The 25,438-nt window shown below is 71.3% G+C and carries 21 protein-coding genes; 9 read left to right on the top strand and 12 right to left on the bottom strand.

Annotation, left to right across the window (positions count from 1 at the left end):
• The first annotated feature begins 6 nt into the window (after positions 1 to 6).
• From ACSMXX_RS12750 to dapA, 4 genes are all read left to right on the top strand, one after another.
• On the top strand, positions 7 to 822 hold the full coding sequence (locus ACSMXX_RS12750) for a cytochrome c biogenesis CcdA family protein (RefSeq protein ID WP_473184140.1): 816 nt from the start codon (positions 7 to 9) through the stop codon (positions 820 to 822).
• A gap of 1 nt (position 823) precedes the next feature.
• Positions 824 to 2,812, top strand: a complete 1,989-nt coding sequence (gene resB / locus ACSMXX_RS12745; RefSeq protein WP_473184139.1) for a cytochrome c biogenesis protein ResB — start codon at positions 824 to 826, stop codon at positions 2,810 to 2,812.
• Positions 2,809 to 3,969, top strand: a complete 1,161-nt coding sequence (ccsB, locus tag ACSMXX_RS12740; RefSeq protein WP_473184138.1) for a c-type cytochrome biogenesis protein CcsB — start codon at positions 2,809 to 2,811, stop codon at positions 3,967 to 3,969. Before resB ends, ccsB begins: the two co-directional genes overlap by 4 nt.
• Before the next feature lie 180 nt (positions 3,970 to 4,149).
• The gene (gene dapA, locus ACSMXX_RS12735; protein ID WP_473184137.1) at positions 4,150 to 5,013 is read left to right on the top strand and encodes a 4-hydroxy-tetrahydrodipicolinate synthase; all 864 of its coding nucleotides are present in this window, start codon (positions 4,150 to 4,152) and stop codon (positions 5,011 to 5,013) included.
• Between the two features lie 66 nt (positions 5,014 to 5,079).
• Here the strand turns inward: dapA and ACSMXX_RS12730 are convergent, their stop codons facing one another.
• A complete protein-coding gene (locus ACSMXX_RS12730) occupies positions 5,080 to 5,604 on the bottom strand; it encodes a PLD nuclease N-terminal domain-containing protein (RefSeq protein ID WP_473184136.1) in 525 nt (174 codons plus the stop codon).
• Positions 5,605 to 5,759: 155 nt separating this feature from the next.
• On the opposite strand from ACSMXX_RS12730, the gene ACSMXX_RS12725 reads away from it, so the two are divergent.
• Complete coding sequence (locus ACSMXX_RS12725) at positions 5,760 to 7,211, top strand: menaquinone biosynthesis decarboxylase (protein WP_473184135.1); 1,452 nt, start codon at positions 5,760 to 5,762, stop codon at positions 7,209 to 7,211.
• Complete coding sequence (gene mqnP, locus ACSMXX_RS12720) at positions 7,208 to 8,143, top strand: menaquinone biosynthesis prenyltransferase MqnP (RefSeq protein WP_473184134.1); 936 nt, start codon at positions 7,208 to 7,210, stop codon at positions 8,141 to 8,143. The genes ACSMXX_RS12725 and mqnP overlap by 4 nt, the downstream gene beginning before the upstream one ends.
• A 56-nt stretch (positions 8,144 to 8,199) precedes the next feature.
• Here the strand turns inward: mqnP and ACSMXX_RS12715 are convergent, their stop codons facing one another.
• From ACSMXX_RS12715 to ACSMXX_RS12705, 3 genes are all read right to left on the bottom strand, one after another.
• Positions 8,200 to 8,835, bottom strand: a complete 636-nt coding sequence (locus ACSMXX_RS12715; protein ID WP_473184133.1) for a rhomboid family intramembrane serine protease — start codon at positions 8,833 to 8,835, stop codon at positions 8,200 to 8,202.
• Positions 8,836 to 8,983: 148 nt separating this feature from the next.
• Positions 8,984 to 10,267, bottom strand: a complete 1,284-nt coding sequence (locus ACSMXX_RS12710; protein WP_473184132.1) for a hypothetical protein — start codon at positions 10,265 to 10,267, stop codon at positions 8,984 to 8,986.
• 60 nt (positions 10,268 to 10,327) lie between these two features.
• Complete coding sequence (locus tag ACSMXX_RS12705; protein WP_473184131.1) at positions 10,328 to 11,026, bottom strand: UbiX family flavin prenyltransferase; 699 nt, start codon at positions 11,024 to 11,026, stop codon at positions 10,328 to 10,330.
• A 185-nt stretch (positions 11,027 to 11,211) separates the two neighbouring features.
• Between ACSMXX_RS12705 and ACSMXX_RS12700 the strand changes: the two genes are divergently transcribed.
• Positions 11,212 to 11,667, top strand: coding sequence for an Lrp/AsnC family transcriptional regulator (locus ACSMXX_RS12700; protein WP_473184130.1), 456 nt, complete (start codon positions 11,212 to 11,214; stop codon positions 11,665 to 11,667).
• A 181-nt stretch (positions 11,668 to 11,848) separates the two neighbouring features.
• On the top strand, positions 11,849 to 13,015 hold the full coding sequence (gene mqnE / locus ACSMXX_RS12695; RefSeq protein WP_473184129.1) for an aminofutalosine synthase MqnE: 1,167 nt from the start codon (positions 11,849 to 11,851) through the stop codon (positions 13,013 to 13,015).
• 114 nt (positions 13,016 to 13,129) lie between these two features.
• Here mqnE and ACSMXX_RS12690 read toward each other — a convergent pair whose 3' ends face one another.
• Positions 13,130 to 14,434, bottom strand: coding sequence for an NAD(P)-binding domain-containing protein (locus tag ACSMXX_RS12690; RefSeq protein WP_473184128.1), 1,305 nt, complete (start codon positions 14,432 to 14,434; stop codon positions 13,130 to 13,132).
• Complete coding sequence (locus ACSMXX_RS12685) at positions 14,419 to 15,783, bottom strand: carboxylate--amine ligase (RefSeq protein ID WP_473184127.1); 1,365 nt, start codon at positions 15,781 to 15,783, stop codon at positions 14,419 to 14,421. The genes ACSMXX_RS12690 and ACSMXX_RS12685 overlap by 16 nt, the downstream gene beginning before the upstream one ends.
• 144 nt (positions 15,784 to 15,927) lie before the next feature.
• Here ACSMXX_RS12685 and ACSMXX_RS12680 point away from each other — a divergent pair, with 144 nt between their 5' ends.
• Positions 15,928 to 17,247 (top strand): glycoside hydrolase family 26 protein, encoded by a 1,320-nt coding sequence (locus tag ACSMXX_RS12680; RefSeq protein ID WP_473184126.1) that lies wholly within the window; start codon positions 15,928 to 15,930, stop codon positions 17,245 to 17,247.
• Between the two features lie 67 nt (positions 17,248 to 17,314).
• Here ACSMXX_RS12680 and ACSMXX_RS12675 read toward each other — a convergent pair whose 3' ends face one another.
• From ACSMXX_RS12675 to ACSMXX_RS12650, 6 genes are read right to left on the bottom strand one after another with little or no spacing between them, the layout of a single operon-like run.
• On the bottom strand, positions 17,315 to 18,478 hold the full coding sequence (locus ACSMXX_RS12675; RefSeq protein ID WP_473184125.1) for a GNAT family N-acetyltransferase: 1,164 nt from the start codon (positions 18,476 to 18,478) through the stop codon (positions 17,315 to 17,317).
• Positions 18,475 to 19,842 (bottom strand): YveK family protein, encoded by a 1,368-nt coding sequence (locus ACSMXX_RS12670; protein WP_473184124.1) that lies wholly within the window; start codon positions 19,840 to 19,842, stop codon positions 18,475 to 18,477. Before ACSMXX_RS12670 ends, ACSMXX_RS12675 begins: the two co-directional genes overlap by 4 nt.
• 8 nt (positions 19,843 to 19,850) lie before the next feature.
• Positions 19,851 to 21,044, bottom strand: coding sequence for a glycosyltransferase (locus ACSMXX_RS12665; protein ID WP_473184123.1), 1,194 nt, complete (start codon positions 21,042 to 21,044; stop codon positions 19,851 to 19,853).
• Positions 21,041 to 22,000: a polysaccharide deacetylase family protein gene (locus ACSMXX_RS12660; protein ID WP_473184122.1), complete on the bottom strand. Its 960-nt coding sequence runs from the start codon at positions 21,998 to 22,000 to the stop codon at positions 21,041 to 21,043. Before ACSMXX_RS12660 ends, ACSMXX_RS12665 begins: the two co-directional genes overlap by 4 nt.
• Entirely contained in the window at positions 21,990 to 24,044 is a 2,055-nt protein-coding gene (locus ACSMXX_RS12655) for a lipid II flippase MurJ (RefSeq protein ID WP_473184121.1), read from the bottom strand. Before ACSMXX_RS12655 ends, ACSMXX_RS12660 begins: the two co-directional genes overlap by 11 nt.
• Positions 24,041 to 25,399, bottom strand: a complete 1,359-nt coding sequence (locus ACSMXX_RS12650) for an O-antigen ligase family protein (RefSeq protein ID WP_473184756.1) — start codon at positions 25,397 to 25,399, stop codon at positions 24,041 to 24,043. Before ACSMXX_RS12650 ends, ACSMXX_RS12655 begins: the two co-directional genes overlap by 4 nt.
• Positions 25,400 to 25,438 lie beyond the last annotated feature (39 nt).

Genomic DNA, 25,438 nt, shown 5'->3' with positions numbered 1-25,438 from the left:
CCCGGCATGAGCGTGCTCGCCACCGCCGCGGCCTCCGCTCCAGGCACCGCCGCGCTGGCCGCGGGGCCGGGAGAGGTGAACCACACGGTCCTCAGCGGTGCCCTGCTGCTGGCCCTGCCCGTGGCCGTGCTCGGCGGCCTGGTCTCCTTCTTCTCCCCGTGCGTACTGCCGCTCGTGCCCGGCTATCTGAGCTACGTCACCGGCGTCAGCGGCACGGATCTGGCGCAGGCCAGGCGCGGCCGGATGTTCCTGGGCGCCGGGCTCTTCGTGCTCGGCTTCACCGCGGTGTTCGTCTCCGGCGGCGCCCTGTTCGGCGGTTTCGGCGCGACGCTGCAGGAGCACCGGGCGGTCATCTCCAAGGTGCTCGGGGCGCTGACGATCCTGCTGGGGCTCGCGTTCATGGGCACGCTCGGTCCGCTGTCCCGTCTCACCTCGCGCGAACTGCGCATACAGCGGCGGCCGTCCGTGGGGCTCGCGGGCGCGCCCATGCTCGGCGCGCTGTTCGGCATCGGCTGGACCCCGTGCATCGGCCCGACGCTCGCGGCCGTGCAGACCCTCGCGTTCAGCGAGGCCAGCGCGGGGCGCGGCGCGCTGCTGACGGTCGCGTACTGCCTCGGGCTCGGCGTCCCGTTCGTCGTGGCGGCCATCGCCTTCCGGCGCACGCTCGGCGCCTTCGGCTGGGTGAAGCGGCACTATGCGTGGGTGATGCGGACGGGCGGCGTGATGCTGGTCGCGGTCGGCATCCTGCTCGTCACCGGGGTCTGGGACCGGATCGTCTACGACCTTCAAGTCTGGTCGTCCGACTACACCGTGGGAATCTGAGATGCGTACGACGGACACCGGCACGGAGACCGGCAAGACCGGCAAGACCGGCGGCAGCACCCCGCCGAGCGACGGCACGGCCCCGGACGGAACCCCTGAGGGGACCCCCGAAGGGACGGCCGACGGGACGGCCGAAGGGACGGCCGACGGGACGGCCGAAGGGACGGCCGAAGGGACGGCCGACGGGACGGCCGAAGGGACGGCCGACGGGACGGCCGAAGCGACGGCCGAGGAGACGCGGCTGGCGCGCGAGGCCGAGTCCCAGCTCTCCTCGCTCTCCACCGCACCCGGCGAGGAGCGGCTGAACGTCCCCTCCATCGGAGTCGTCGGCTGGGTCCGCTGGTTCTGGCGGCAGCTCACGTCGATGCGGGTCGCGCTGATCCTGCTCTTCCTGCTCTCCCTCGGGGCCATCCCCGGTTCGGTGATCCCGCAGAGCAACGTCGACAGCGTCAAGGTCGAGGAGTTCCAGAAGAAGCACGACGTACTCTCGCCCGTCTACGCGAAGTTGCAGCTCTTCGACGTCTACACCTCGGTGTGGTTCTCGGCGATCTACATCCTGCTCTTCGTCTCCCTCGCCGGCTGCATCGTGCCGCGCACCTGGCAGTTCGTGGGCCAGCTGCGCAGCAGGCCGCCCCGCGCCCCGCGCCGCCTGGACCGGATGCCCGCCTACACGACGTGGCGCACCGACGCCGCACCGGAGGAGGTGCTGGGCGGCGCCCGCAGGCTGCTGCGTGGACGCCGCTTCCGCGTGGACGCCGAGGGCGAGTCGGTGGCCTCGGAGAAGGGATATCTGCGCGAGGCGGGCAACCTCGTCTTCCACATCGCGCTGATCGTGCTGCTGCTGGCCTTCGCCGCCGGGCAGTTGTGGAAGTCCGACGGCGGCAAGCTGATCGTCAAGGGCCACGGCTTCTCCAACACCCTCACCCAGTACGACGACTTCAAGTCGGGCTCCCTCTTCGACCCGGACGAGCTCGACGCCTTCGGGTTCACGCTGGACGGCTTCCACGCCACGTACGAGGAGTCCGGCCCCGAGAAGGGCACGGCACGCGACTACCGCGCGGACATCTCGTACTGGCAGGGCGCGGACGGCAAGGAGAAGCGGGACTCGATCAAGGTCAACCACCCGCTGGAGATCGGCGATTCAAAGGTCTTCCTGAACGGCAACGGATACGCGCCGGTCGTCTCCGTCAAGGACGGGGAGGGCCGCACGGCCCACCGCGGCCCCGTCCCGTTCCTCCCGCAGGACGGCAACCTCACCTCGTCCGGCGTCGTCAACGTCACCGACTACCGGAACGCGAAGGGACGCAAGGACCAACTGGGCTTCCAGGGCTTCTTCGTGCCGACGTTCGGCGGTTCGGGAGCGGGCACGATGTTCTCGCAGTCGCCGTCCCTGAAGTACCCGGTGCTCTTCCTCACCGCCTACCACGGCGACCTCGGTCTCAACTTCGGCGAGCCCAAGAGTGTCTATCAGCTGGACACGAGCCGGATGAAGCAGTTCAAGGAGCGGGACGGCAGCCCCCTGGCGAAGAAGCTCCTCCCAGGGGAGACGATGAAGCTGCCGGACGGCAAGAGCGAGCTGAAGTTCGAAGGCGTGCGGCCGTGGGCCCAGTTCCAGGTCGTGCACGAGGTCGGGAACGGCTGGGCACTCGGCGGCGCGCTGGCAGCGATCGGCGGTCTCGCCGGTTCGCTGTTCATCCAGCGGCGGCGGGTTTGGGTGCGCGCCGTCCCGGGAGCGGACGGCCGTACGGTCGTGGAGATGGCCGGACTCGGCCGCAGCGAGTCGGCCAGACTCCCCGAGGAGCTGGGCGACTTGGCATACGCCATGCAGTCGGAGGCACCGCCCGCGCAAGCCGAGGCCGAGGCCGAGATCGAGTCAGAGGCCCAGGACGCAGCCGAGGAACAAGCCCGAGACCGGGACCAGGACGGGCACGGGAACGACGACAAGGACGAGGACAGCGCCGAAACCTCGCCGCGAGGAGAACGCAAGTGAACATCGCCGCCGCCGGAACGAACGAGAGTCTCGCCGAGATCAGCAACTACCTGATCTATTCGGCGATGGCCGTCTACACCCTCGCCTTCGTCGCGCACATCGCCGAATGGGTCTTCGGCAGCCGCAGCAAGGTGGCCCGCACCGCCGCCGCGCTCAGCCCGAAGCGCGAGCAGGGCGCCGCGGACGGGGCCGCCGCCGAGCCCGCTTCCGGGGACGCCTCCGCCCGTACGGACAAGACCGCCGCCGCCAAGGCAGCCGCGAGCGGCAAGGGCGGCGCGACGTCGGTGCTGGAGCGTCCGCGCCCCCAGGTCGTCGTCCGCTCCTCCGCCGGCCGCCGCGGCGAACTGCCCGACGGCCCCGGCGCCGCGGCCGGTGACGAACAGGGCGATCTGTACGGCCGGATCGCGGTCTCGCTCACGACCCTCGCGTTCCTGCTGCACGTCGCCGGCGTCCTTGCTCGCTCGCTGTCGGTGCAGCGCGCCCCCTGGGGCAACATGTACGAGTTCTCGACCGCCTTCTCGATGGTCGCGGTCGGCGCCTATCTCGGCTTCCTCATCGCGAAGAAGAACGTCAGCTGGATCGGTCTGCCGCTGGTGACGACCGTGCTGCTGGACCTCGGCCTCGCTGTGACGGTGCTCTACACCGAGAGCGACCAGCTCGTGCCCGCGCTTCAGTCGTACTGGCTGTGGATCCACGTCTCGCTGGCCATCACCTGCGGCGCGCTCTTCTATCTGGGATTCGTCTCGACGGTGCTCTACCTCTTCCGCGACCGGTACGAGTCCAAGCTGCTGGGCGGCGGAGCCCCCGGCGGCTTCGCCACGTCCGTCCTGGAGCGGCTGCCCTCGTCGGCCTCGCTCGACAAGTTCGCCTACCGGATCAACGCCGCCGTCTTCCCCTTCTGGACCTTCACCATCGTCGCGGGAGCCATCTGGGCGGGCGACGCCTGGGGCCGCTACTGGGGCTGGGACCCCAAGGAGGTCTGGTCGTTCATCACGTGGGTCGCCTACGCCTGCCATCTGCACGCGCGCGCGACCGCGGGCTGGAAGGGACGCAAGGCCGCCTACCTGGCGCTGATCGCCTTCGCGTGCTTCCTGTTCAACTACTACGGCGTGAACATGATCTTCAACGGCAAGCACTCGTACGCCGGCGTCGGCTAGGGTCTGTCGTTTCGGTCAGGCGCGGGCCCAGCAAGATCCAAACGAGAGGCCCTGGTGATGTGACCGCTGGGTTCGCGATCACATCGCCGGCTCGTTCGGCTTGATCGCCGATCTGATTGATCCTTCTGTGCCGGTGGGGGAGGCTGTGCCGTACAACGAGGTATGTAAGGGGCGGTCAAGATGACTGGAGCGAGTCAGGCGCCGCTGGGGTCTGTACTGACGGCGATCGTCACTCCCTTCGACGACGGCCTCAAAGTCGACGAGCAAGCTTTCGTGTCGCTGCTGCGTCACGTGCTCGAGACCGGGTCGGACGGTGTGGTGGTGGCTGCGACCACGGGGGAGCCCTCCACTCTTACCAACGCCGAACATCTCAGGCTGATCGAACTCGCAGTCGCCGAGCGGCCGCCCGGCGCGAGCGTGATCGCCTCCACCGGTTCCAACGACACGGCGCAGGCATGCGCCATGACGCAGCGGGCCATCGAGCTGGGCGCCGATGCGGTGCTGTCGGTGGCCCCGTATTACAACCGGCCGAACCGCCGTGGTCTGCTGCGGCACTACACGGAGATCGCCAAGGCCGCCGGGAAGCCCGTCGTCCTCTACAACATCCCGACGCGCACCGGCATCGACATGCCGAACGATCTGCTCGCCGAGTTGGCCCAGATCGAGCACATCGACTACGTGAAGCAGGCCAACAACGCCAATCTCGCCCCGGTGGACGGGCTTGGTCTGTATGCGGGCAACGACGACGCCTTCGCCCCCACCCTCGACCTGAGCGGCTGCGGGGGCATCCTCGTGGGCAGTCACGTCGCCGGCCCCCTCATGCGGCGCATGGTCGACGAACCCCACCTGCGTGCGGAGATCGACGCCCGGTTGCGACCGCTCTATCAGGCGCTCGGCGTGACGACCAATCCGATTCCGGTCAAGGCCGCGCTCAACCTGCTCGGCCACCACGTGGGCGGCCTGCGCCTGCCGCTGGTCGAAGCCGACCAGGAAGAAACAGAAGTCGTCCGCACGGCGCTGGTCGCGTGCGGCCTGCTCCCTTGAGCCGCCGAGCGGCATGACTCCGCTCGCGGTAGCGGAGGGCCGTGTCCGGGCCTCGCTCCTCGGGCTTCAGCCCTTCGGCGGCGTCTCGTCCGGGCCGCCGCCCGCACCGTCGTCGCGCCGCCTCGACTCCTCCTCGCGGCGGCGCAGTTCGGCCTCCTGCGGTTCGGCTCCGGGACGCTGCTCCGGGGGGCCGGGATTCGCCGCACCGGGGCCGGGGCCGGCCCCGGTGGCCGTACCGCCGTCGGCGGTGCTCACACCGCCCTTGCCGGGCTGGTCGTCGTCCGGCTCCTCGTCGTCGCGTGAGCCTTGGGACTGCGTGTCGTTGATGGACTTGAGGAACTCGGGGTTGTCGTCCGGCGCGACCCAGCGGCGCTCGTCGGGACGCGTGGCACCGTACGGGGCGTTCTTGCGGGGCCGTCCGACGGCGAACCAGGCGACGGGGCCCAGCAGCACCTGCCCGAAGAGCAGGATGATGATCACCCACACCACCTTCGGCAGCTTCCGTACTTCCTGCTCAGGTGTGTTGAGGCAGTCGATGAATGCGTAGATCCACACCGCCAGAACGAGAATGAACGGCAGATACCTGAGCATGTGGGACGCCCCCTAGGCGAGCTGACTCGGCACGGCGGGCCGGAAGTGCGGTTGGTGCGGTGCTGTCGTTACGTACGTAGGCAAGCGTAACGGTGTCCGGAAGGCCCCGGGGGCGGCCCGTGAAGCACGCGGACCCATGCCGGATACTGGGGCGCATGGCTTACGACGATCTCCGCTCGCTGTTGCGGGCGCTGGAGCGCGACCGGGACCTGAAGCGGATCAAGGCGGAGGTGGATCCGTACCTCGAAATCGGGGAGATCGTCGACCGGGTGCAGAAGTCGGGTGGCCCGGCGCTGCTGTTCGAGAACGTGAAGGGCTCGTCCCTCCCGCTGGCCATGAACGTCTTCGGGACGGACCGCCGTCTGCTGAAGGCGCTCGGCCTGGAGTCGTACGACGAGATCAGCGAGAAGATCGGCGGCCTGCTCAAGCCCGAACTGCCGCAGGGCTTCGTCGGGATGCGGGAGGCCTTCGGCAAGCTCGGCGCGATGGCGCACGTACCGCCGAAGAAGGTGAAGGGCGCACCCGTCCAGGAAGTGGTCCTCGAGGGCGACGACGTCGACCTGGACGCGCTGCCCGCGCTGTTCACCTGGCCCGAGGACGGCGGCTCCTTCTTCAACCTCGGTCTGACGCACACCAAGCACCCCGAGACGGGCGTGCGCAACCTCGGCCTCTACCGTCTGCAGCGGCACGACCGGCGCACCATCGGGATGCACTGGCAGATCCACAAGGACAGCCGGAACCACTACCAGGTCGCCGCGCGGCGCGGGGAGAGCCTGCCCGTCGCGATCGCCTTCGGCTGCCCGCCCGCTGTGACGTACGCCTCGACGGCCCCGCTGCCCGGCGACATCGACGAGTACCTCTTCGCGGGGTTCACGCAGGGCAAGCGGGTCGAGATGACCGACTGCAAGACCGTGCCGCTCCAGGTGCCCGCGAACGCCGAAGTCGTGCTGGAGGGCCGGCTGGAGCCCGGAAAGACGCTGCCGGAGGGCCCGTTCGGCGATCACACCGGCTTCTACACGCCGCAGGAGGACTTCCCGGCGCTGACGATCGACTGCGTGACGATGCGCAAACGCCCCGTCTTCCAGTCGATCGTGGTGGGCAGGCCGCCGACGGAGGACGGGCCGCTGGGGCGGGCCACCGAACGGTTCTTCCTGCCGCTGCTGAAGATCATCGTGCCGGACATCGTGGACTACCACCTGCCCGAGGCCGGCGGCTTCCACAACTGCATGATCGTCTCGATCGACAAGAAGTACCCGAAGCACGCCCAGAAGGTCATGCACGCGATCTGGGGCGCGCACATGCTGTCGCTGGAGAAGCTGATCGTCGTGGTCGACGCCGAGTGCGACGTACGCAACATGCACGAGGTGGCGTGGCGGGCCCTGGGCAACGTCGACTACTCCCGTGACCTCACGGTCGTCGAGGGGCCGGTCGACCACCTCGACCACGCCTCGTACCAGCAGTTCTGGGGCGGAAAGGCGGGCGTCGACGCGACCACGAAGCTGCCGGAGGAGGGCTACACGCGCGACGGCGGCTGGCCGCACGCGATCGAGTCCGACCCCGCGGTCGCGCGGCTCGTCACGGAACGCTGGAAGGAGTACGGCCTGTGAGCGGCGACGCCGTGACCACCGGCGACGCACAGGCGGACATCCCACGGCCACGAGGCGGCGTACGGGCCTTCCTCCGTCTGGTGATGATCGAACACTCCGTGTTCGCGCTGCCGTTCGCCTACATCGCCGCGCTCACGGCGATGTTCGACGTGAGCGGCGAGGTGCGGTGGCGGGAACTGCTGCTCGTCACGGTCGCGATGGTCGGGATGCGCACCTTCGCCATGGCCGCGAACCGGATCATCGACCGCGAGATCGACGCCCGCAATCCCCGCACCGCCGGGCGCGAACTCGTCACCGGTGCGCTCTCGGTGCGTTCGGCGTGGGCGGGGGCGCTGGTCGCGGTCGCCGTCTTCCTCGGGGCGTGCGCCCTGCTCAACCCGCTCTGTCTCGCCCTGGCCCCGGTCGCCGTGGTGCCGATGGTGGTCTATCCGTACGGGAAGCGCTTCACGGACTTCCCGCACGCCATCCTCGGCGTCGCGCAGGCCATCGGCCCCATCGGGGCCTGGATCGCGGTGACCGGCAGCTGGTCGTGGGAGGCGGTGGTGCTGGGGCTGGCGGTCGGCGTCTGGATCGGCGGCTTCGACCTGATCTTCGGCTGCCAGGACGTCGCGGCCGACCGCGCGCACGGGGTGCGCTCGGTGCCGGCGAAGTTCGGCATCGCGGCGGCGCTGTACGGGGCGCGCGGCAGCCATGTCGTCACGGTGGCGCTGCTGGTGTGGTTCGGCCTGCTCACCGGGGCGGGGGGCTTCTTCTGGCTCGGGCTGCTGATCGTCGCGGGCGCCTTCGTCTACGAGCACTCGATCGTGAAGCCCGGCGATCTGTCCCGGCTCAACCGGGCCTTCTTCTCGGTCAACGGATTCATCGGCATCGCGCTCTTCGTCTGCGCCCTGCTGGACCTGGCGGTGCGAGGGCTGAGCGTGTCCGGCTCCTGACCGGCACGCTCGCCTGACCGGCACGCTCGCCGGCCCCCGCCGGGCACGGCGCGCGCTCAGTGCCAGGCGGGCTTGCCGCCTCCCGCCGTACGGGCGGTCGAGGTCATGAAGGCGGCCATGACGCCGCCGATCAGCCCGAAGAGGTGGCCCTGCCAGGAGATGCCGCTCTCCGTGGGCAGCACGCCCCAGAGGATCGAGCCGTAGAGCACCGCGACGACGCCGCCGAGCGCCACATCCGTGATGCGCTTGTCCACGAAGCCGCGCACGAGCAGATAGCCGAAGAGCCCGAAGATCAGCCCGGACGCGCCCGCCGTGTTGCTGCCGTCGGGTGCGACGAGCCACACGCCCAGGCCGCTGACCAGGATGATCGTGAGCGCGACGGCCAGGAAGCGCCCGGTGCCGCGCAGCGCCGCGAGGAAGCCGAGGACGAGCAGCGGCAGGGTGTTCGCGATGAGATGGCCGAAGCCGAAGTGCATGAACGCCGCGGGGATGACGTCGACCAGCTCGTCCTGCTTGCGCGGGACGATGCCGAAGGTGTCGAGCGAGTTGGCCGACGCCTGGTCGAAGAACTCCAGCACCCACAGCAGCGCCGTCAGGAGCAGGATCAGCTTCGCGGCAGGCCAGGCGCCCGCGCGCCGCGGTGCTCTGTCGCTGTTCGTGCTGTTGATGCCGGAGCCTGATCCGTACGCCATCGAGTCTCCCCCTGAGAGACAGTGAGCGGAGCCGATGCCCTGTGACCTTGAGGCCTTTGACCTTGGCCTTTTGACTTACAAACGTGGCAGAAGGCACCCGGAGTTCCGCACTCCAGGATCTCAAGACTCCAGTGTCTCAATGATGGCGTCAGAACTTCTCCGTGCCCAGAGCGCCGTACATCCAGGCGGCCATCAGGTCCTGCGGCTGGAGCTTCTCGGTGCCGGAGGGCGCGGTCACGGCGACGGCGTCGCCTCCGCTGAACTCCAGGCGCAGCGGCAAGCGGACGTCACCCCGCGTGAACTGGCCGAGGTCGAGCGTGAGCGACGTGAGCTGCCCGCGCCGGATCGACAGGTCGGCCGCGATGTCACCGCCGGGCACCCGGTCGGGGTCGACCTCCGCGCCCAGCGGCCGCAGAGCCGCGACCAGGTCCTTCGCCGCCTTCTTGCCGGGCAGCGTCATCTGTACGTGCTCCGCGCCGCCGCGTTCGCCCTTCGCGTCGAACTCCGCGTGCTCGCGGAGCAGGTCCTGCACTTCGCTGATGAACTCGCGCTGCGGCTGCCCTTCGAGGCCCGAACCGATGGTGACGGCGTCCCGGATCTCGCGGCTCAGCTCCGCCTGGGCGGCCTTTTCGTCCGGATTCCCGTCGTTGTCCGGATTCCCCGCCTTCTCGCCGCCGCCGTCTCCGTCCTTCTTGCCGTCTTTGTCCTTCTTCTCCTCTTTGTCCTCTTCCTCGTTCTCCTCGTCCCGCTGCCGCTCCGCCAGGGTCTCGGCCGCACGCGCGAAGTCGTCGAAGGCGTCCGGGTCGGCCCGTACCCACTCGCCCTTGAGCACGTCGCTGGCCGGCCTCAGCGTGGCGGGGAGGTCGTCGGCGATTTCCTCGATCTCCGCCGCCTTCTTGCGGGCGTCCTCGGAACCCCCGGCCTGCTCGACCAGCGACCGCAGGCTGGCGCGCAGATACAGCTTGTCGTCCACGGACTTGACGGCCGCGACGTCCTTGCCGCCGAAGTTCAGCGCGGCCGCGACGTTCGCGGCCTCCGACGCCGGCATCTCCTTCAGCGGCGTCTCCTCCTCCTCGTCCCCCGTACCGGCCGACACGGTCAGCTCGGCATGCGCGAGCCGGCGCGCCTCCTCCTTCGAGGCCCGGTGCTTCTCGCCGCCGCCCCGCGCCTGCGTGAGGAACTCACGGGCCTGGCGGGGTGAGGCGGCCACGGAGACGATGACAGTGGAGGCGGACTGGTCGCCGAGCTTCACGACGGCGTTGCGCACCTTCATACCCGTCGTGAGGCGCTCCGCCGAACTGCACGCGGCCGCAGACCCCGCGATCAGCGCCGCGCAGCTCACGACGGCGGCGGCGCGGACCGGCGTACGGGACCGGGACCGCACGGGCCGCGGACGGAAGAACTGTCCCGAAGGCGGACGGAAGAGCTGCATGCCCCGACCCAATCGCACAACGCCCCCGTGGCGCCAGTCGGTGTACGGAGCCGGGCGGTCTCAGGCCCCGGCGCCCTGCTCGCCGGTGGGCCGTCCCCCCAACTCGCCCTCCCAGCGCCGGTACAGCTTGTGCGGCACACCCGCCGCGTCCAGTGCACGGCCCGCGACGAAGTCGACGAGGTGCTGCGCCGTGCTGCCGCCCGCGTAGAAGGCGGGCGAAGCCGGCAGCACCACCGCGCCCGCGTCGTCCAGCGTCACGAGGTGCCTGAGCGTCTGCCCGTGCAAAGGGGTCTCCCGTACGGCCACGACAAGCGGCCGCCGTTCCTTGAGCGTCACGGAGGCGGCCCGCTGCAGCAGATCCTTCGACAGACCGAGCGCGACGCCGGCCACGCACGCGGTGCTCGCCGGCACGACGATCATCCCCTGAGCCGGATACGAGCCGGAGGACGGCCCCGCGGCGAGGTCCCCGGCGGGCCAGTGGCGTACGGCCGAGACGTCCGGGTCGAACGCGTCCGCTGCGCCGTCGGCGCCGAAGGAGAGCCAGCGGCGCAGATCGTCCTGCGCGTGCGCGTCGCGGAAGGGGTGCCCCGTCTCGTCGAGGATCGTCAGCCGGGCGGCGCGGCTCACGACGAGGTCCACGGACTCCCCGGCGTGCAGCAGCGCACGCAGCACGGCGGCGGCATAGGGCGTGCCAGAGGCGCCGGAGACACCGACGATCCACGGCCTTCGCGACGGGCTGGTTCCGGTCGTAGCGGTCACGTCACCGAGCCTACGCGTGCCTCCGGCGGCGCCTTCAGGGGTGAGGGGAGGGCCTTGAGGAGAGGTGTCTGAGGGTGAGCTGTCCCCATGCCTTAGATTCGTTACCGGAGATTTCGCGGAGCCCAAGGTTCCCCTGCCCCCGGGCGGGGCGACCCCGACAGCCGGCAACGGAGGCACCAGAACCCATGGACGCGGTGGACAGGCAGCTCATTCAGGCGCTGCGTGAGAACGGCAGGGCCTCCTACGCCGAGTTGGGCAGGCTCGTCGGCCTCTCCGGGCCGAGCGTCACCGACCGCATCAACCGCCTGGAGACCGCCGGGGTGATCACCGGCTACCGCGCGACGGTCGACGCGCCCTCGCTGGGCCTGGGCGTCACCGCCCTCATCGGCATCCAGCTCACCGACGCCACCGACCACGAGGACGTGGCGGAGCGGCTGCGTGAGCTGAGCGAGGTCGAGGACTGCTGGTTCATCGCCGGCGACGACTCGTTCATGCTCAAGGCCCGCGCCTCGGACGTGGACGCGCTGGAGACGCTCATCCGCCGGCTGTCGGGCACCAAGGGCGTTTCCCGTACGCGTACGACGGTGGTCCTCTCCACCAAGTGGGAGAACCGGGTCACCGAACTCCCGCAGGAGGCCTGACGCATTCCGTGTACGGGCCGCGCAGGCCACGGCCCCCGCACCGCGGCCACGCTCCGGACGCCGGACGCCGGACGCCGGACGCCTGCCCCGGACCCCGGACGGCGGCCGGTCCCTCGGCCGACGGGAGCGGGGAGTAGGCTCAAAAAGGCGCTTCGAAGCAGAAATCCTAGGAGGGCGACGCATGGACTCTGGGCTCAAGCGCGAGCTGGAGGAGAAGGTCCGCGCAGGTGAACGGCTGACGCGCGAGGACGGCATCGCCCTCTACGACTGCGACGACCTCGCATGGCTCGGCGGCCTCGCCCACGAGGTGCGAACGCGCAAGAACGGCGACGTCGTTCACTTCAACATCAACCGCCACCTCAACATGACGAACGTGTGCACCGCCTCCTGCGCGTACTGCTCCTTCCAGCGCAAGCCGGGGGAGAAGGACGCGTACACGATGCGCATCGAGGAGGCCGTGAAGCTCGCCAAGGCGATGGAGGGCGAGAACCTCACCGAGCTGCACATCGTCAACGGCCTCCATCCGACGCTGCCTTGGCGCTACTACCCGCGGTCGCTCAGCGCACTCAAGGAGGCGCTGCCCGACACGGTCTCGCTGAAGGCCTTCACCGCCACCGAGATCCAGCACTTCGAGAAGATCTCCGGCATGGACGCGAGCGAGATCCTCGACGTGCTCATCGAGTCCGGCCTGGAGTCGCTCACGGGCGGCGGCGCCGAGATCTTCGACTGGGAGGTCAGGCAGCACATCGTCGACCACGACACCCACTGGGAGGACTGGTCGCGCATCCACCGCCTCGCGCACCAGAAGGGCCTCAAGACCCCGAGCACGATGCTGTACGGGCACATCGAGGAGCGCCGCCACCGGGTCGACCACGTGCTGCGGCTGCGTGAACTGCAGGACGAGACGGGCGGTTTCCAGGTCTTCATCCCGCTGCGGTACCAGCACGACTTCGTCGACATGCAGGACGGCAAGATCCGCAACCGCCTCCAGGCGCGCACCACGATGGCCTCGGGCGCCGAGGCGCTGAAGACGTTCGCGGTCTCGCGTCTGCTGTTCGACAACGTGCCGCATGTGAAGGTCTTCTGGGTCATGCACGGGGTGCAGACCGCGCAACTCGCGCTGCAGCACGGCGCGGACGACATGGACGGCTCCGTCGTCGAGTACAAGATCACGCACGACGCGGACAACTACGGCACCCCCGACAAACTCACCCGCGAGGACCTGCTCGACCTGATCCGCGACGCCGGCTTCCAGCCTGTCGAGCGCAACACCCGCTACGAGGTCATCCGCGAGTACGACGGGCCGGACCCCGAGCGCCGCGAGTCGCCCCAGCCCATGCGCATCTGAGTCCCCCTCGGCCCTCCGGGGCACCGGCGGCCAGGACCGGGAGGCCGTACGTGAAGACCTCGTCTCCGGTCTGCGGGTGGCCGCCGGCGCGCTGCGTGGCTCCAGACCGCGGGCTCAGCGCCGCGCGGCAGGCTGCCCGGGCCCCTGCTTCGTCAACTGCGCGTCGATGCGGTGCTGTTCGACGGTACGGACACGGGCGGCGTGCGGCACCGTGGCCAGCCGCGGCTCGGCAAGCCGCCGCCGCACGCCCTGCACGACACGGTTCGCGGCGAACGTGGCCCCGTAGACGAAGCGCATCGACGGTCCGAACGACGGCGTGGCCAGCAGCCCGGCGAAGAAGAGCCCGGGGTGCGAGGACTCGAACCTGGCGTTGAGCTCGGGTGCGTCGCTGGTGCCGACCCGGTGCAGGATGCTGCGTACCGACTCGTCCAGCATCGGGAGCCTGGCCAGCCGCGGGGTGAAGCCGGTCGCGGCGACGACGTGGTCCGTCTCGACTGTGCGCACGACGCCGTCCGTGGACTCCAGCCGCAGCCGCACCTGCTCACCCACCTGCTCCGCCGCGCTGAGCCGGCTGCTGAGCAGCACCGGCACGGCGAACTCGAAGCGGTCGCGCAGCCACCAGGCACCGGCCGGGCCGAGTGCCGTACGCGCGATGTGCGTGCGCAGCCCCGCCGGCAGCTTCCGCACCGCCCACGGGAGCTCGGAGTAGACCCAGCTCGGCCAGCCGGTGCCGAGGCCGCAGTGCGGGTCGCGCATCGCCTTGAGCAGCGAGCGCTGGAGGGGCTGTGGCGGCGAGTTCCAGTTGATGCGGTCGGCGCGGGCGACGACCCGTACGTGCGCGCCCTCCTCGGCGAGCAGCGCGGCCGTCTCCAGGGCGGCCTGCCCGGCGCCGACCACCGTCACGTCCTTGTTCCTGAAGCGGCTCAGCTCGCGGTGGTGACTGCTGTGGGACACGAGTCCGGCGGGCAGCTTCCGCAGCGGGCCGGGCTTGTGCACGAACGGCATGACGCCGACGGCGACGACCACCGTACGGGTCACGAGCACTTCGCCCTCGGCCGTCTCGACGCGGAAGCCGCGTGCGCAAGGGACGACGGAGGTCACAGTCTGCTCGTCCGCCTCGGGTGCGGCACGCCGGCCGAACCACTGGCCGTACTCGGTGAACGTGCCGACCGGCAGGGGCCGTCCGTGCTCCACCGTGATGCCGCGCGCGGAGCAGTAGGCGGCCAGGGTGTGCGTGCCGGACGGGTCGGAGAGGTTGGAGGACCACGGCTCGGACTTGAGGTACATGCCCTTTGGCATGTGTTCCCGCCACGAGGACATGGGACGTCCCAGTACGCGCAGGTTGAGTCCGGCGGCCGCGGCGTGCGAGGCGATGGAGAGGCCGTAGGGGCCTGCGCCCACCACTACGAGGTCGTACATGCGTTTCCTTCTCTCTGATCTTTCACTGATCGCTCATCACGGGTGGTGCGGGAATGCGGTGCGGACGGCAGCTCCGGCGCGGAGGCCGGCAGCGCTGCCCTGACGGGTCTGACACGCAGCCAGATCTTGGATGCGCCGCGGACGAACCAGGCGCCGGTCATGGCGAAGAACGGCCGGGGGTCGTCGGCCGCGAACCAGGCACGCTCGACGACCCGGGGACCGCGCGCCCGGCGCCCCGTGCCGCCACCTCGGGCCCGGTCGTGCGTTCGCTCCCGGCGCCGCCCGCCGACGGCGGAGGCGCCTGCGGCCAGCGCCGACAGCAGGGCGTAGTTCTCGGCGACGAAGACCCGCCCCGGCCCGCCGCACTGCGCGGGTACCGGACGCCCCGTCAGATGCAGGTGCTGCGCCCGTACGACGTCCAGGCCGGCGTCGTCCGTGAACAGCCGGAACTGCGCGCCGGGCCGGGGGTTGAAGTCGAGCAGGTGGTACGTGCCGGTGGCGGGGTCGAGCCGGAAGTCGAGGTCGAGGATGCCGCGGTAGCCGACGTGCGCCGCCAGCCGTGCGGCCGCCTTCTCCACCTCGCGGTTGGCGGCCCATGTGCCGACCGCGGTCAGGCCCGTACGCGGGGGCCAGGAGCGGTCCTTGCGTCCCGCGCCGCCCACGAGGAAGCCGCCGTCGCCGGCCGCGTAACCGTGGAAGAACCAGTCCGTTCCGCGGCCGCCGGCCAGCCGCTGCTGCAGCAGGAGCCGGCTGCCGGTGCCGGCGCCGCGCTCGTACAGCTCGCCGGCGTCGGCGGGGGTCCGTACGAGCGTGGTGCTGCGCATGCCCTTCGGCAGCAGCCACGGCCTGCTCCACTTCGCGACCACCGGCGGCCCCAGCAGCGACGCCTCACGTGCCGCCTCGGCGGCGGAGTCCGGCGCCACTGTGACGGGGTGCGCGATGCCGGTCGCCCTGCACAGACCGGCGAGTTCGGCCTTGTCGGCGACGCGGGCCGGCAGGCCGGGCGGGGTGTCGGGGAGGAGAAAGCGGCCTCGCAGACGCTCGGAGAGCGCGGCCACGGCGATCGCGCCGCGGTCGTCCAGCGCGATGAGCACGGCCGGTCTGCCGATGGCCTCCGACACCCGGCACAGAGCACGTCCCAGTTCCGCTTCCGAAGTCCACTCCGGCGGCAGCGGATGCACCCGGTGCACGAACCGGGAGCGGTCCACCGGCCCCGATGCCGCTTCCGCGACGTGCACTTCGATCCCCGTACGTCCGAGAGACCTGATGGCTCCCAGCGATCCGTGGTGGAACGGATTGGGATCGAGACGGAGCAAAAGGACGGGGACTTCCGTGTCGAACGACGGCATGGGCATGTCCTTGCGTCATGAATGGGGCGAACAGGGAGAAAATATCCCCATTGGGCTATCAGACCGCACCGTGCCGTCCCGGAGGGTGAGGTCTGAAATGCGTGTTTCGCGGCCCGGGAGGTCGCCGACTGACCAGGAGGAGCGATGCGGAGCCCCAAACGCCGTGGCTACAAAGGAGTCTGCGGCGTCGTCGTGGCCGCCGGCCTGCTTGCCTCCTGTAGCGTCCTGCCGGTGAATCTGCCCGGTTTCGAGAGGGAATCGTTCATCCCGAGCGTCGCTTCGAGCGACGACGACAGGGCTCGCACACCGGATGCCGAGCCCCCGTCCGTCCGCTCCGCCGCTCTCCCGGCCATGGCCCCGCTTGCGCCGCTCGGCGCCTTCCTCCGCTCTGATTCGGGCGGCGTACGGCAGATCTCGGAGCTGCAGGAGTGGCTGGGCGGTACGGAACTGAAGGTGGGTCACACATATCTGCCGGGTGACCTGTGGTCGAACATCGAGGGCAGGCCCGAGTTCCTCGAACCCTGGACGCGCTGGCGGCAGGCCCGGCAGGACCGGCTCTTCGTGCTCAACGTGCCGATGCTGGAACGCAACGAGGACCGCCTACCGGACGACGAGGTGCGCGAACTCCTGCGCGACGGCGCGGCCGGCCGCTTCGACGCCCACTACCGCACCCTCGCCGAACGCCTGGTGCGGCAGGAGGCGCAGGACACCGTGATCGTGCTCGGCTGGGAGATGAACGGCCTGACGTACTCCCACCGTTGCGGCCCCGACCCGGAGGCCTGGAAGCGTTACTGGCGGAGCATCGTCACCACCATGCGCTCGGTGCCGGGGCAGAACTTCCGCTTCGACTTCGCACCGAGCCGCGGCCGGGACGTCCTTCCCTGGACGGAGTGCTACCCGGGGGACGACGTGGTCGACATCATCGGAATGGACACCTACGACCAGCCGGAGGGCATGTCCTTCGAGGAGCAGGTGAACGAGCCGTACGGTCTCCAGGCGCAGGTCGACTTCGCCCGGGAGCACGGCAAGGCCGTTTCGTATCCGGAGTGGGGACTCTTCCGCAACGGCGACAACCCCGAGTACGTCCGCCGGATGCTCGACTGGTTCGCCCGGCACAAGCCGCTGTACCAGACGCTCACCGACTACTGCCCGCACGGCGTGTGGCAGTGCCCCGACAACCCGGCCTCCTCGGAGACCTTCCGCGCCGCGCTCTACGGCCGTTCCGGTGGCAGGCCGTGGCCGTCACCGGGCGGGAGCGGCGGGACCTCGCCCGCGCCCACGCCGCCCGCTTCCCCCGGCGCGCCGTCGCCTTCGCCGTCGGGCTCCGCGGTGCCCGTACCGACGGAGCCGGGCTCGCGGGCTCCCTGGTACGAGCACTGCTTCGTCGTCGGTGACTTCTGCGTGCGGTTCGACAAGGGGCTGCCCGACTGGTGGACGTCCCGGCACAAGTTCGACGACGACTGACGGGCGGCAGGGCAACGAGAAGGGCGCCCCCGAGGGGGCGCCCGGCCGGGGGCGGAGGAGCCGGGGCCTACGCCCGGTCTCTCTCCGCCCCCGCCGCTGTGTCCGCGCCGGTGGGCGCAGCGCCGCCGGCTCCCCGGCCGGTGCGCAGCAGCGGTCCGGCGGCTCGGACGCGCCGTACGGCCTGTGCCGCCGACTGCCGCCCGGCGATCTGCGCCAGCTGCAGCCCCAGCGCCGGAACCATCTCCCGACGCGCCATCACCAGCCGCTGGTTGGGGACGGATTCGGCCTGCCATCTGAGCTTGTGCGGCTCCGCTCCGCGCAGCAGATTGAGCGTCCCGCACCCCCTGGCATGCGCCTGCGCCGCGGCGTGCCGCAGCAACATCGTGGTGATGTCCACCCGTTGCGACCGAAGCCGCGGGTGTGCTCCGTAGAGGTAGCCGCAGACCATGTCGCTGCTGATGAAAGTGATGTCCGAGGCGACGGCCTCGTCGTCGATCCGGTACTCGGTGAGCGTCGCGTGACCGCTCTCCGCCAGCTGCTCGACCGTACGTTCCAGATGCGCGCAGAAGCGGGGACGCAGGTGCTCGGAGGTCACGCCGCGGCCCTCCCACTGCATCTCGTGGAGTCGCAGCAGCGTACGAACGGCGGAGGCCGCCTCGGACGGCAGGACTTCGTGCTCCTTGATCCCCATCTTGTCGATCTTGCGGAGCTTCTGCCTGGTGCGCTTGGCGCTGGCCGCGGGCAGCCGTTGCAGCAGATCCTCCATGGGAACGCCGGGGAGTTCGAGGCAGGCGGAGTCCTGCAGTTGCCGGCGGGGTCCCGGCCACGCCTCGTACACCTGCTCGGCCGCGGCGCCGGGGCGCACTTCGCGCAGATCGATGACCGCCCCGCGCGAGGCCCGGTGCAGGGCTTCCGCGAGGAGCGGGGCCGCACCGGCGAAGTCGCGGTCCAGCAGTACGTCGCAGAAGTCGGTGATGCCGCAGCCGAGGGCGGCCAGTGTGGGGAGGGGCCGGTGGGTGAGCATCAGCGGTGCCGCGGCGACGAGCCGGCCTTCCCGGCGTACGAGCACGACGCGGAGCCTGCCCGCCGTCCCGTACGACTGCCACCAGGAGTGCAGCCAGGCATGGGACTGGAACGCGGTGGCGCCCGGGCTGCGGCGGCTCAACTCGTCCCACTCGCGGGCCAGACCGGCGAATTGCGCCGCGTCGCGGCAGACGGTGGCCGTGGTCATCGCTCCCGCTCCGTCCCGGAGGCGTCGCTCATGGCCTGCTCCGGACCGGTGGCGGTGGCGGTTGCTTCCGCGGGTGTGCCGGTAGCGGCGGGGCGGCGGCGGGACTGCGGGCGTACGAGCATGACCAGCCCGCCCAGGAGCCCGCCGGCGCACGCGCCCACCGAGACGGCGACGGTGCGGGAGGGAGAGACCGGAGTCGGGGGCGCCACGGCCTCGGAGAGGACGGTCAGCCGCGCGCCGGTACGTTTCACGGACGTCTTGGCCGTGTGGGTGAGAGCCTTCGCGACGGCGTCGGCGTTCTTCGCCGCCTGCGAGGCGTTGGACGAGGTCGCGGTGATCTGGACCATCGGGGCGTCGGGTGAGGTGCTCGCCTGGATGCCTTCGCGGATTGTGCCGCGGCGCAGGTTCGCCCGCTTCTCCGCGTCGGCGAGGATCATCGGGTCCGTGGCGATCTTGCCGTACGCCTGTGCGTAACCGAGAGCGCCTGCCGCCTCGGCCCGGCCGGAGGGGGAGACGACGACGTAGCTGATGGCAGCGTACTGAGGGGGCGTCGCCTCGGAATAGACCGCTCCGGCTCCGGCGCCCAGCAGCAGGCACAGCGGCAGCGGCCACCAGACAGGGATGCGGCGCAGCGACGCCTTGAGGTGCATGCCGAGGGAGGTCCTGGGCTCGGGGGTGCGGGGGCGGCGCTCCGGACGCGGGCCGGGACGGGTGCGGGTCGAGGCTGGCGTGCCGTTGCCGTTGCCGTTGCCGTTGCCGTCTCCGTTTCCGGCAACGGCGTTCGCCCGCAGGCGGGTCGTCCTTGTGAGGACGGTGGTCTTGCCGCCGCCCGGCTTGGAGGTGCCGGAGGTCCGCGGCGTTCCGGCGGTCCTCGGCGCGGTGCCGCTGGGGGAGGTGCCGCTCGGGGAGGTGCCGGGCTTGACCGTCACCTTCGCTCTCACCGTGGCCGCGCCGTCCTCGGCGGTGCCCGCCGGGGCAGCCGTCCCGCTCTCGGCCGCCGCCTTCGTGTCCGTCGCCGGGGCGGTGCCGGTGGCAGCCCTGGTCTCACCGTCCGAGCTTGTCTTCGTGCCGGTCGCGTCTGTCTTCGCGTCCGTCCTCGCGTCTGTCTTCGCGTCGGGAGCGTCTGTCTTCGTGCCGGTGGTGCCGGTCGTGCCGGACTTCGCGCTGCTCGTGTCGTTCTTCACCGCTTCGGTCCTCGTCGTCGCGTCGGGCTGGGTGGTGCTCGCCGTCGCCTCGGGGGACGCCGAGCCGCGGCTGCCGCCGGTGCCGGAGTTCGCCGAGCGGGCTTCGCGTCGGGACTGTTTCGTGCGCGCCGAGCCGCCCGCGTTGGGGGACTTGGCCGATCCCTTGGCGGTATTGCGCATGCCAGGACTCACCTCGATGTCAGGGGTAGGGACGTCGGCGCCGGTACGGGAGTCGCCGCGGAAGGCGCCGTTGCGGGCAGTTGCGGTGCGCCCGTCGCGGCGTGGTAGACGGCCATCAGCCGCTCCGCGCTGCGGGCGATGTCGTAGCGGTCCACGACGGCCGGTACGGGCAGCCGTACGGGCCCGGCCTTCTGGTACTCGCAGAGGAGCGCGGTGAGTTCGGGCACGCCCGTGCCGATCCGGCGCGCGCCCGGTGCCTGCTCGGGCGTCAGGTCGTCGATGGCCGGACACGTCACGTGCAGTGCGGGCAGGCCCGCCGCGAGGGCTTCGAGTACGGCGAGCCCGAACGCCTCGTCGGACGACGGCGACACGAAGACGTCCATCGCCGACAGCAGATCCGGGATCTCCCACGAACCGCCCCCGGACGGGGCGACCGTCCCGTCGCACTCGCCGAGCATGTGGATGCGGTCGAGTGCGCCGAGCGCCGAGGCGATGCCGTGGAGTGTGTCGCGTTCGGGGCCGTCGCCGGCCAGCAGCAGCCGCGCGTCCGGCAGTACGGCGACGGCCCGTACGAGCGTCTCGAAGTGCTTGCCCGGCACCAGCCGCCCCACCCCGCCCACCACGAAGGCGTCCTCGGGAATGCGGAGCCGCCGGCGTGTGGCGGCGCGCGCGGCGGGGTCGAAGCGGAAGCGGCGGGCGTCGATGCCGTTGGGCACGGTGTGCAGCCGCGCCGCGGGCACGCCCCAACGCCGCAGGCGCTGCGCGACGGTGTCGGAGACCGCGACCGTGGCGCTGCCGAGGCGTTCGGAGGCCAGATAGAGCGCGCGGACTCCGAGGCTGAGCGGTCTGCCCTCGATCGAGTCGTCGCCCAGGGAGTGTTCCGTGGCGACGACGGCGCGTACGCCCGCGAGCCGTGCTGCGAGCCGGCCGTAGAGGCAGGCCCGGTAGAGGTGCGTGTGGACGAGGTCGTAGCGGCCCTCGCGGAGCAGATGGACCAGCAGCGGCATGACCGTCGCGTCGAGGTTGCCGCTCATGCCCAGATGCGTGACGCGGTGACCGTCGGCGAGGATGCCTTTGCCCACGGAGCCGGGTGCGGTGAGGGTGAACACGTCGCAGCGGGCGGGCAGATGGCGGAGCATCAGCCTCAACTGCTGCTCGGCGCCGCCGACGCCGAGTCCGGTGATGATGTGCGCGATCCTCATCGACCGCCGCCCGCGTCGGTCCCGACGGCGTCGCCCTCGTTCTTCCCCGCTGCCGGACGCGCCTCCGCCGTGTCCGCCGTGTCCCCTGCGTCCTCCGTGTCCGCCGGCTCCGGCGGAGCCGGCGGGAGGGGCTTGCGGCGGACCGGATTCAGCAACCTCTTCAGGAAGAGCCGCGGCGAGGTGTCGGACGCGTCGATGTGCACCCTCGGCAGGGCGTGCATGCCGGTGAGCGCGCCCGGGTCGATGGCGCAGGCGTATCCGTAGCCGGAGGTGCGTACGGCCTCGACCGCGCGTGAGTCGACCGTCCCGTACGGGTAGCAGAAGCCGGCCGGCGCGGTGCCGGTGATGTCGGCCAGGAGGGTGCGGCTGTCCTTCGTCTCCCGTCGGAGGGTGGCGTCGTCGGCCGTCGTGAGATCGGTGTGCATCATGCCGTGCGAGCCGATCTCCATGCCTTCCGCCGCCGCGGCGCGGATGCCGTCGGCGGTCAGCAGCGGCTTGCGCGGGCCGAGTTCGTCCCAGGCGTTCTCGCCTCCGAGCCGGCCGGGCAGTACGAAGACGGTGGCGGTGCAGCCGTGCCGGTGCAGCAGCGGAAGGGCGCTGTCGACGAAGTCGGCGTAGCCGTCGTCGAAGGTCAGCCCGACCAGCCCGGCGCCCCGCCCGGCTGCCCGCGCCCGCATCAGCTCGCCGACGCTCACGCCCGACAGGCCCCGGTCCCGCAGCCAGCGCAGCTGCCTGTCGAGGCGGTACGGGGAGACCGTGATCCGGTACGGGTCGTCGGTGCAGCCGGAGACCGAGTGGTACATCAGCACCCAGGGAGGCCGTCGCCGCCGCATGCCTGTGCGAGCGATGGCCGGGGCGGTCACCGCCGCCTCGCGCGCGGACGCCGGTACGGGCACGCGTCGCTGCGGTGAGGGCAGCGGCAGAGCGGGGATGCGGGCACGGAACTCAGCGGACATGACAGAACCTTCGTTTGACGGTGGCGAACAGCTGCGGCACCTCCGGGGCCCGTACGAGAAGGGCCACGGACGCGAAGACGACCAGCACGGTCACGCCGCCGGCGGCGGCACCGGCCAGTGGATCGGCGAGGGCGCGGGCCACACCCCAGCCCGCCGCGGTGGCGGCCACGGCGGCCAGCAGCAGCCGGACCAGTCCGGCCGCGACGCGGCCGACGTCGATCGCGACCACCCGTGCACCAAGGCCGAACAGCAGGAGCAGTGCGGTGGTGAGGATCCCGGCCGCATTGGCCGCGGCGATGCCGTGAACACCCCACGGGTGCACCGCGACCGCACCCGCGGCCACGGTGATGAGAAGTCCCACGGCCATCGCTTTGGCCGGATACCAGGTGGGCCGCACGTCGGCGAAGAACGGACGCGCCAGGGCGCCCACCAGGCTGTGGCCGATCAGCCCGCAGCTGTAGACCCGCATCACCGAAGCCGTGGCGGCGGTGTCGCGTGCGTCGAACGCGCCGCGCTGGAAGAGGAGTTGGATGAGCTGAGGTGCGCAGGCAGTGACGTACGCGGCACCCAGCAGCACGACGATGCCGACCAGCGCCAGGTCGCGTTCCACACGCAGGCGTGCGCGCTGCTTGTCGCCGTCCGCAAGGGCCCGCGCGACGACGGGAAAGGTGACGGTGCACACCATGAGCGAGAGCACCATCGGCATCTGCGCGACCTTCTGCGCGTAGTTGAGGTGCGAGATGGCGCCGGCGGGCAGCGGGGCCGCCAGATAGCGCTCGAAGAGCACCTGCGCCTGCCGGCTGACGGCGAAGGTCACCACCGGCGCCAGCATCCCGAGGCCGAGCAGCGCGATGCGTCCGGTGTACGGGGTCGGTTGCGGGGCGGGAGCAGACGGGGGAGTGTCCGCCGCGTTCGCCCCGTCCGCCCCGTCAATCACGGGCGGAACATCCGGCGAGGCCGGGGCCCGCACTTCCGCCGTGGCCGTGGCCTGCGGAGCCGCTTCCGTCCCGTCCGGCACCGCCGGAGCTTTCGCGGGGCTTTGCGCGGCGGCCTTCGTGGAAGCTTGGGCCGCAGCCTTCGCGGCAGACTCCGCCCTGCGCACCGCCCTTGCCGATCTGCGCTGCGCACGCCAGGACAACTGCCGTACGAACGAGGGGAGTTGGATGAGCACCATCAGCCCGCCGCCCACAGCGACACCCAGGGCGGCCGCCCGTACACCCCACACGGTGTGCCCGGCGAACATCACCGCGATGATCCCCGTGTTGTACGCGACGTAGATCGCTGCGGGCGCGACGAAGCGCCGGTGTGCGCGGAGCGCGGCGCTGAAGTAGCCGGCCAGCCCGAACGTCACCACGGTCAGCGACGTGAGGCGCATGCAGTCGACGGCCGTGCGCGTGTCCCGGAGCCCCGGTGCCAGCACCTGCACCAGGAACGGGGCGGTGAGCAGCATCAGCGCGGCAGTCGCGGTGAGCGCCAGCAGCAGCCGGGGCAGGGTCCGCTGCACCAGGCCCCATACCGGGTCGGGCCCGACGCGCTCGGTGTCGGTGTCCGCGTCGGTGTCCAGCAGCACCCCGCCGCCGTTCCCGGTGCGCGAGCGGGCGGCGGCGCGGCGGGACAGGGCGAGGCTGAAGGCCGGGACGAGGATCAGCGCCATCGCGTCCTCGATGAGCAGCGTCGAGGCCAGTTCGGGGACTGTCCATGCGATGAGAAAGGCGTCGGTGGCGGCGTCGGCGCCGAAGAGGCTGGCGATCGCCTGGTCGCGCAGCAGACCGAAAACGGCGCCGGCCGCGGTGAGCGCCGCCGTGATGACGGCGGCGCGGGCGAGGAACCTGCCGAGTACGGGAGGACCGCCGGGTCCGCCCGGGCCGGCGCCGCTTCCGCCGGGTCCCTCCGCACCTGAGCCGCCCGCACCTGGGCCGCCCGCACCGGCGCCGCTTGCACCGGTGTCCGCGCCGGTCCCGCTCGTACCGCCGGGCCCGCCGCCGGTCACCGTGGACGTCGGAGCGTCAGGGGTCGTGGTGCGGGAGGCGTGCGTGTCCGTCATCGGGCGGGCGCCTCTTCCTCCTGGCTTCTCCCCCCGGCTCGCCCACGCTTCGCGGCGAGGGACCCCCAGGGAGGTGTGGCCGCGAGGGCCCACCAGGTGACGGCGCCCAGTACGACCGCGGTCAGTACGGTCGAGGGGCCCCCGATGTCGGCGTACAGGAAGTCGACGGCCTGCCAGACGAGCAGCCCGGCGGCGGCCAGCCCGCAGTCCGCGGCGCCCGGAGCCTCCGCCGCCTCGCCGGAGAGGTGCGCGGTACGCGCGGAGTGCAGGCGCCGCAGTCCGAACACGAGAAGGACGCCCCCGCCGCCGACGAGCGCCACGACGCCGATCAGGCCCTGTTCGCTGAGCACGAGCAGATACATGTTGTGCGGCGAGAGCAGCGGTTCCTTCTCGAACTGCATGCCCGCCCCCGCGGTGTCGCTGCCGGACGAGAGCCCCAGCGAGGCGTGTCCGTCGCGGTGCGCGGGGAAGTTCTTGGGGCCGACGCCGGTCGCGGGTGCGTCCTGCCACATCCCGGTGGCCGCCGACCAGAGGCTGTACCGGTCGGTGACGGAGCGGTCCGGCGCCGAGTTGATGTCGGCGATGCTGGTCAGACGCTCCTCGACCATCGCGGAACCGATGCCGAGGCCCCCGACCAGCACCACCGACGCCGTCGCCAGCGCGAGCAGTACGAGAACTGCCCGACGTACCCCCGCCAGCACCAGCACCGCCGTGCAGGCGGCCGCCGTGGCGATCCACGCGCCTCGGCTGTAGGAGACGACGAGCGGCGGCACGAGCGCCGCCGCGCAGCACATCGCCGCGACGCGCTGCGGCCGGGAGATGTCGCGTGGATTCGCCATGCCGAGGGCGAAGGCCGCGACGAGACCGAGGGAGACCACCGTGGACATCCCCATCACGTCCAGCGGCCCGAACGTCCCCACCGCACGGATGTCCTGCCCCATGTACGAGGCTCCGGTGCCGCTGAGGTTCTGCACGACGCCGACCGTTCCCTGTACCAGCGCCAGCAGGATCACGGCCCAGCACAGCAGCCGGAAGTCCCGCGTGCCGCGCAGCGACAGCAGCAGCGCCCCCGGCACCAGCACGAAGATCTGCAGGTACCGGACGAAGCCCGGAAGGCTCGCCCAGGGATCGGCGGACGCGGCGGTCGCCACCGCGAAGGCGACGGCCGGTGCCCCGAGCACCGCCGCCGCCGCGGGTGTCAGCCGACCGCCGCGTCCGCGCAGCAGCCTCACCAGGCACCACACCACCAGCACCAGGGAGGCCGCGTCTGCGGGAGTGATCTTGCCGGAGGTGGTCACATCGCCGGTCTGCACCGGCGCGCACAGGATGAACACGGTGGCCAGCGCCGGCGCCATCGGTGCCCACTGGCGCCAGAACGCCGGACTCGTCAGCGG

The organism is Streptomyces sp. DSM 116795, from assembly GCF_055792905.1.
The sequence above is the reverse complement of the archived record's forward strand: the minus strand, read 5'-3'. Positions and strand labels throughout refer to the sequence as shown.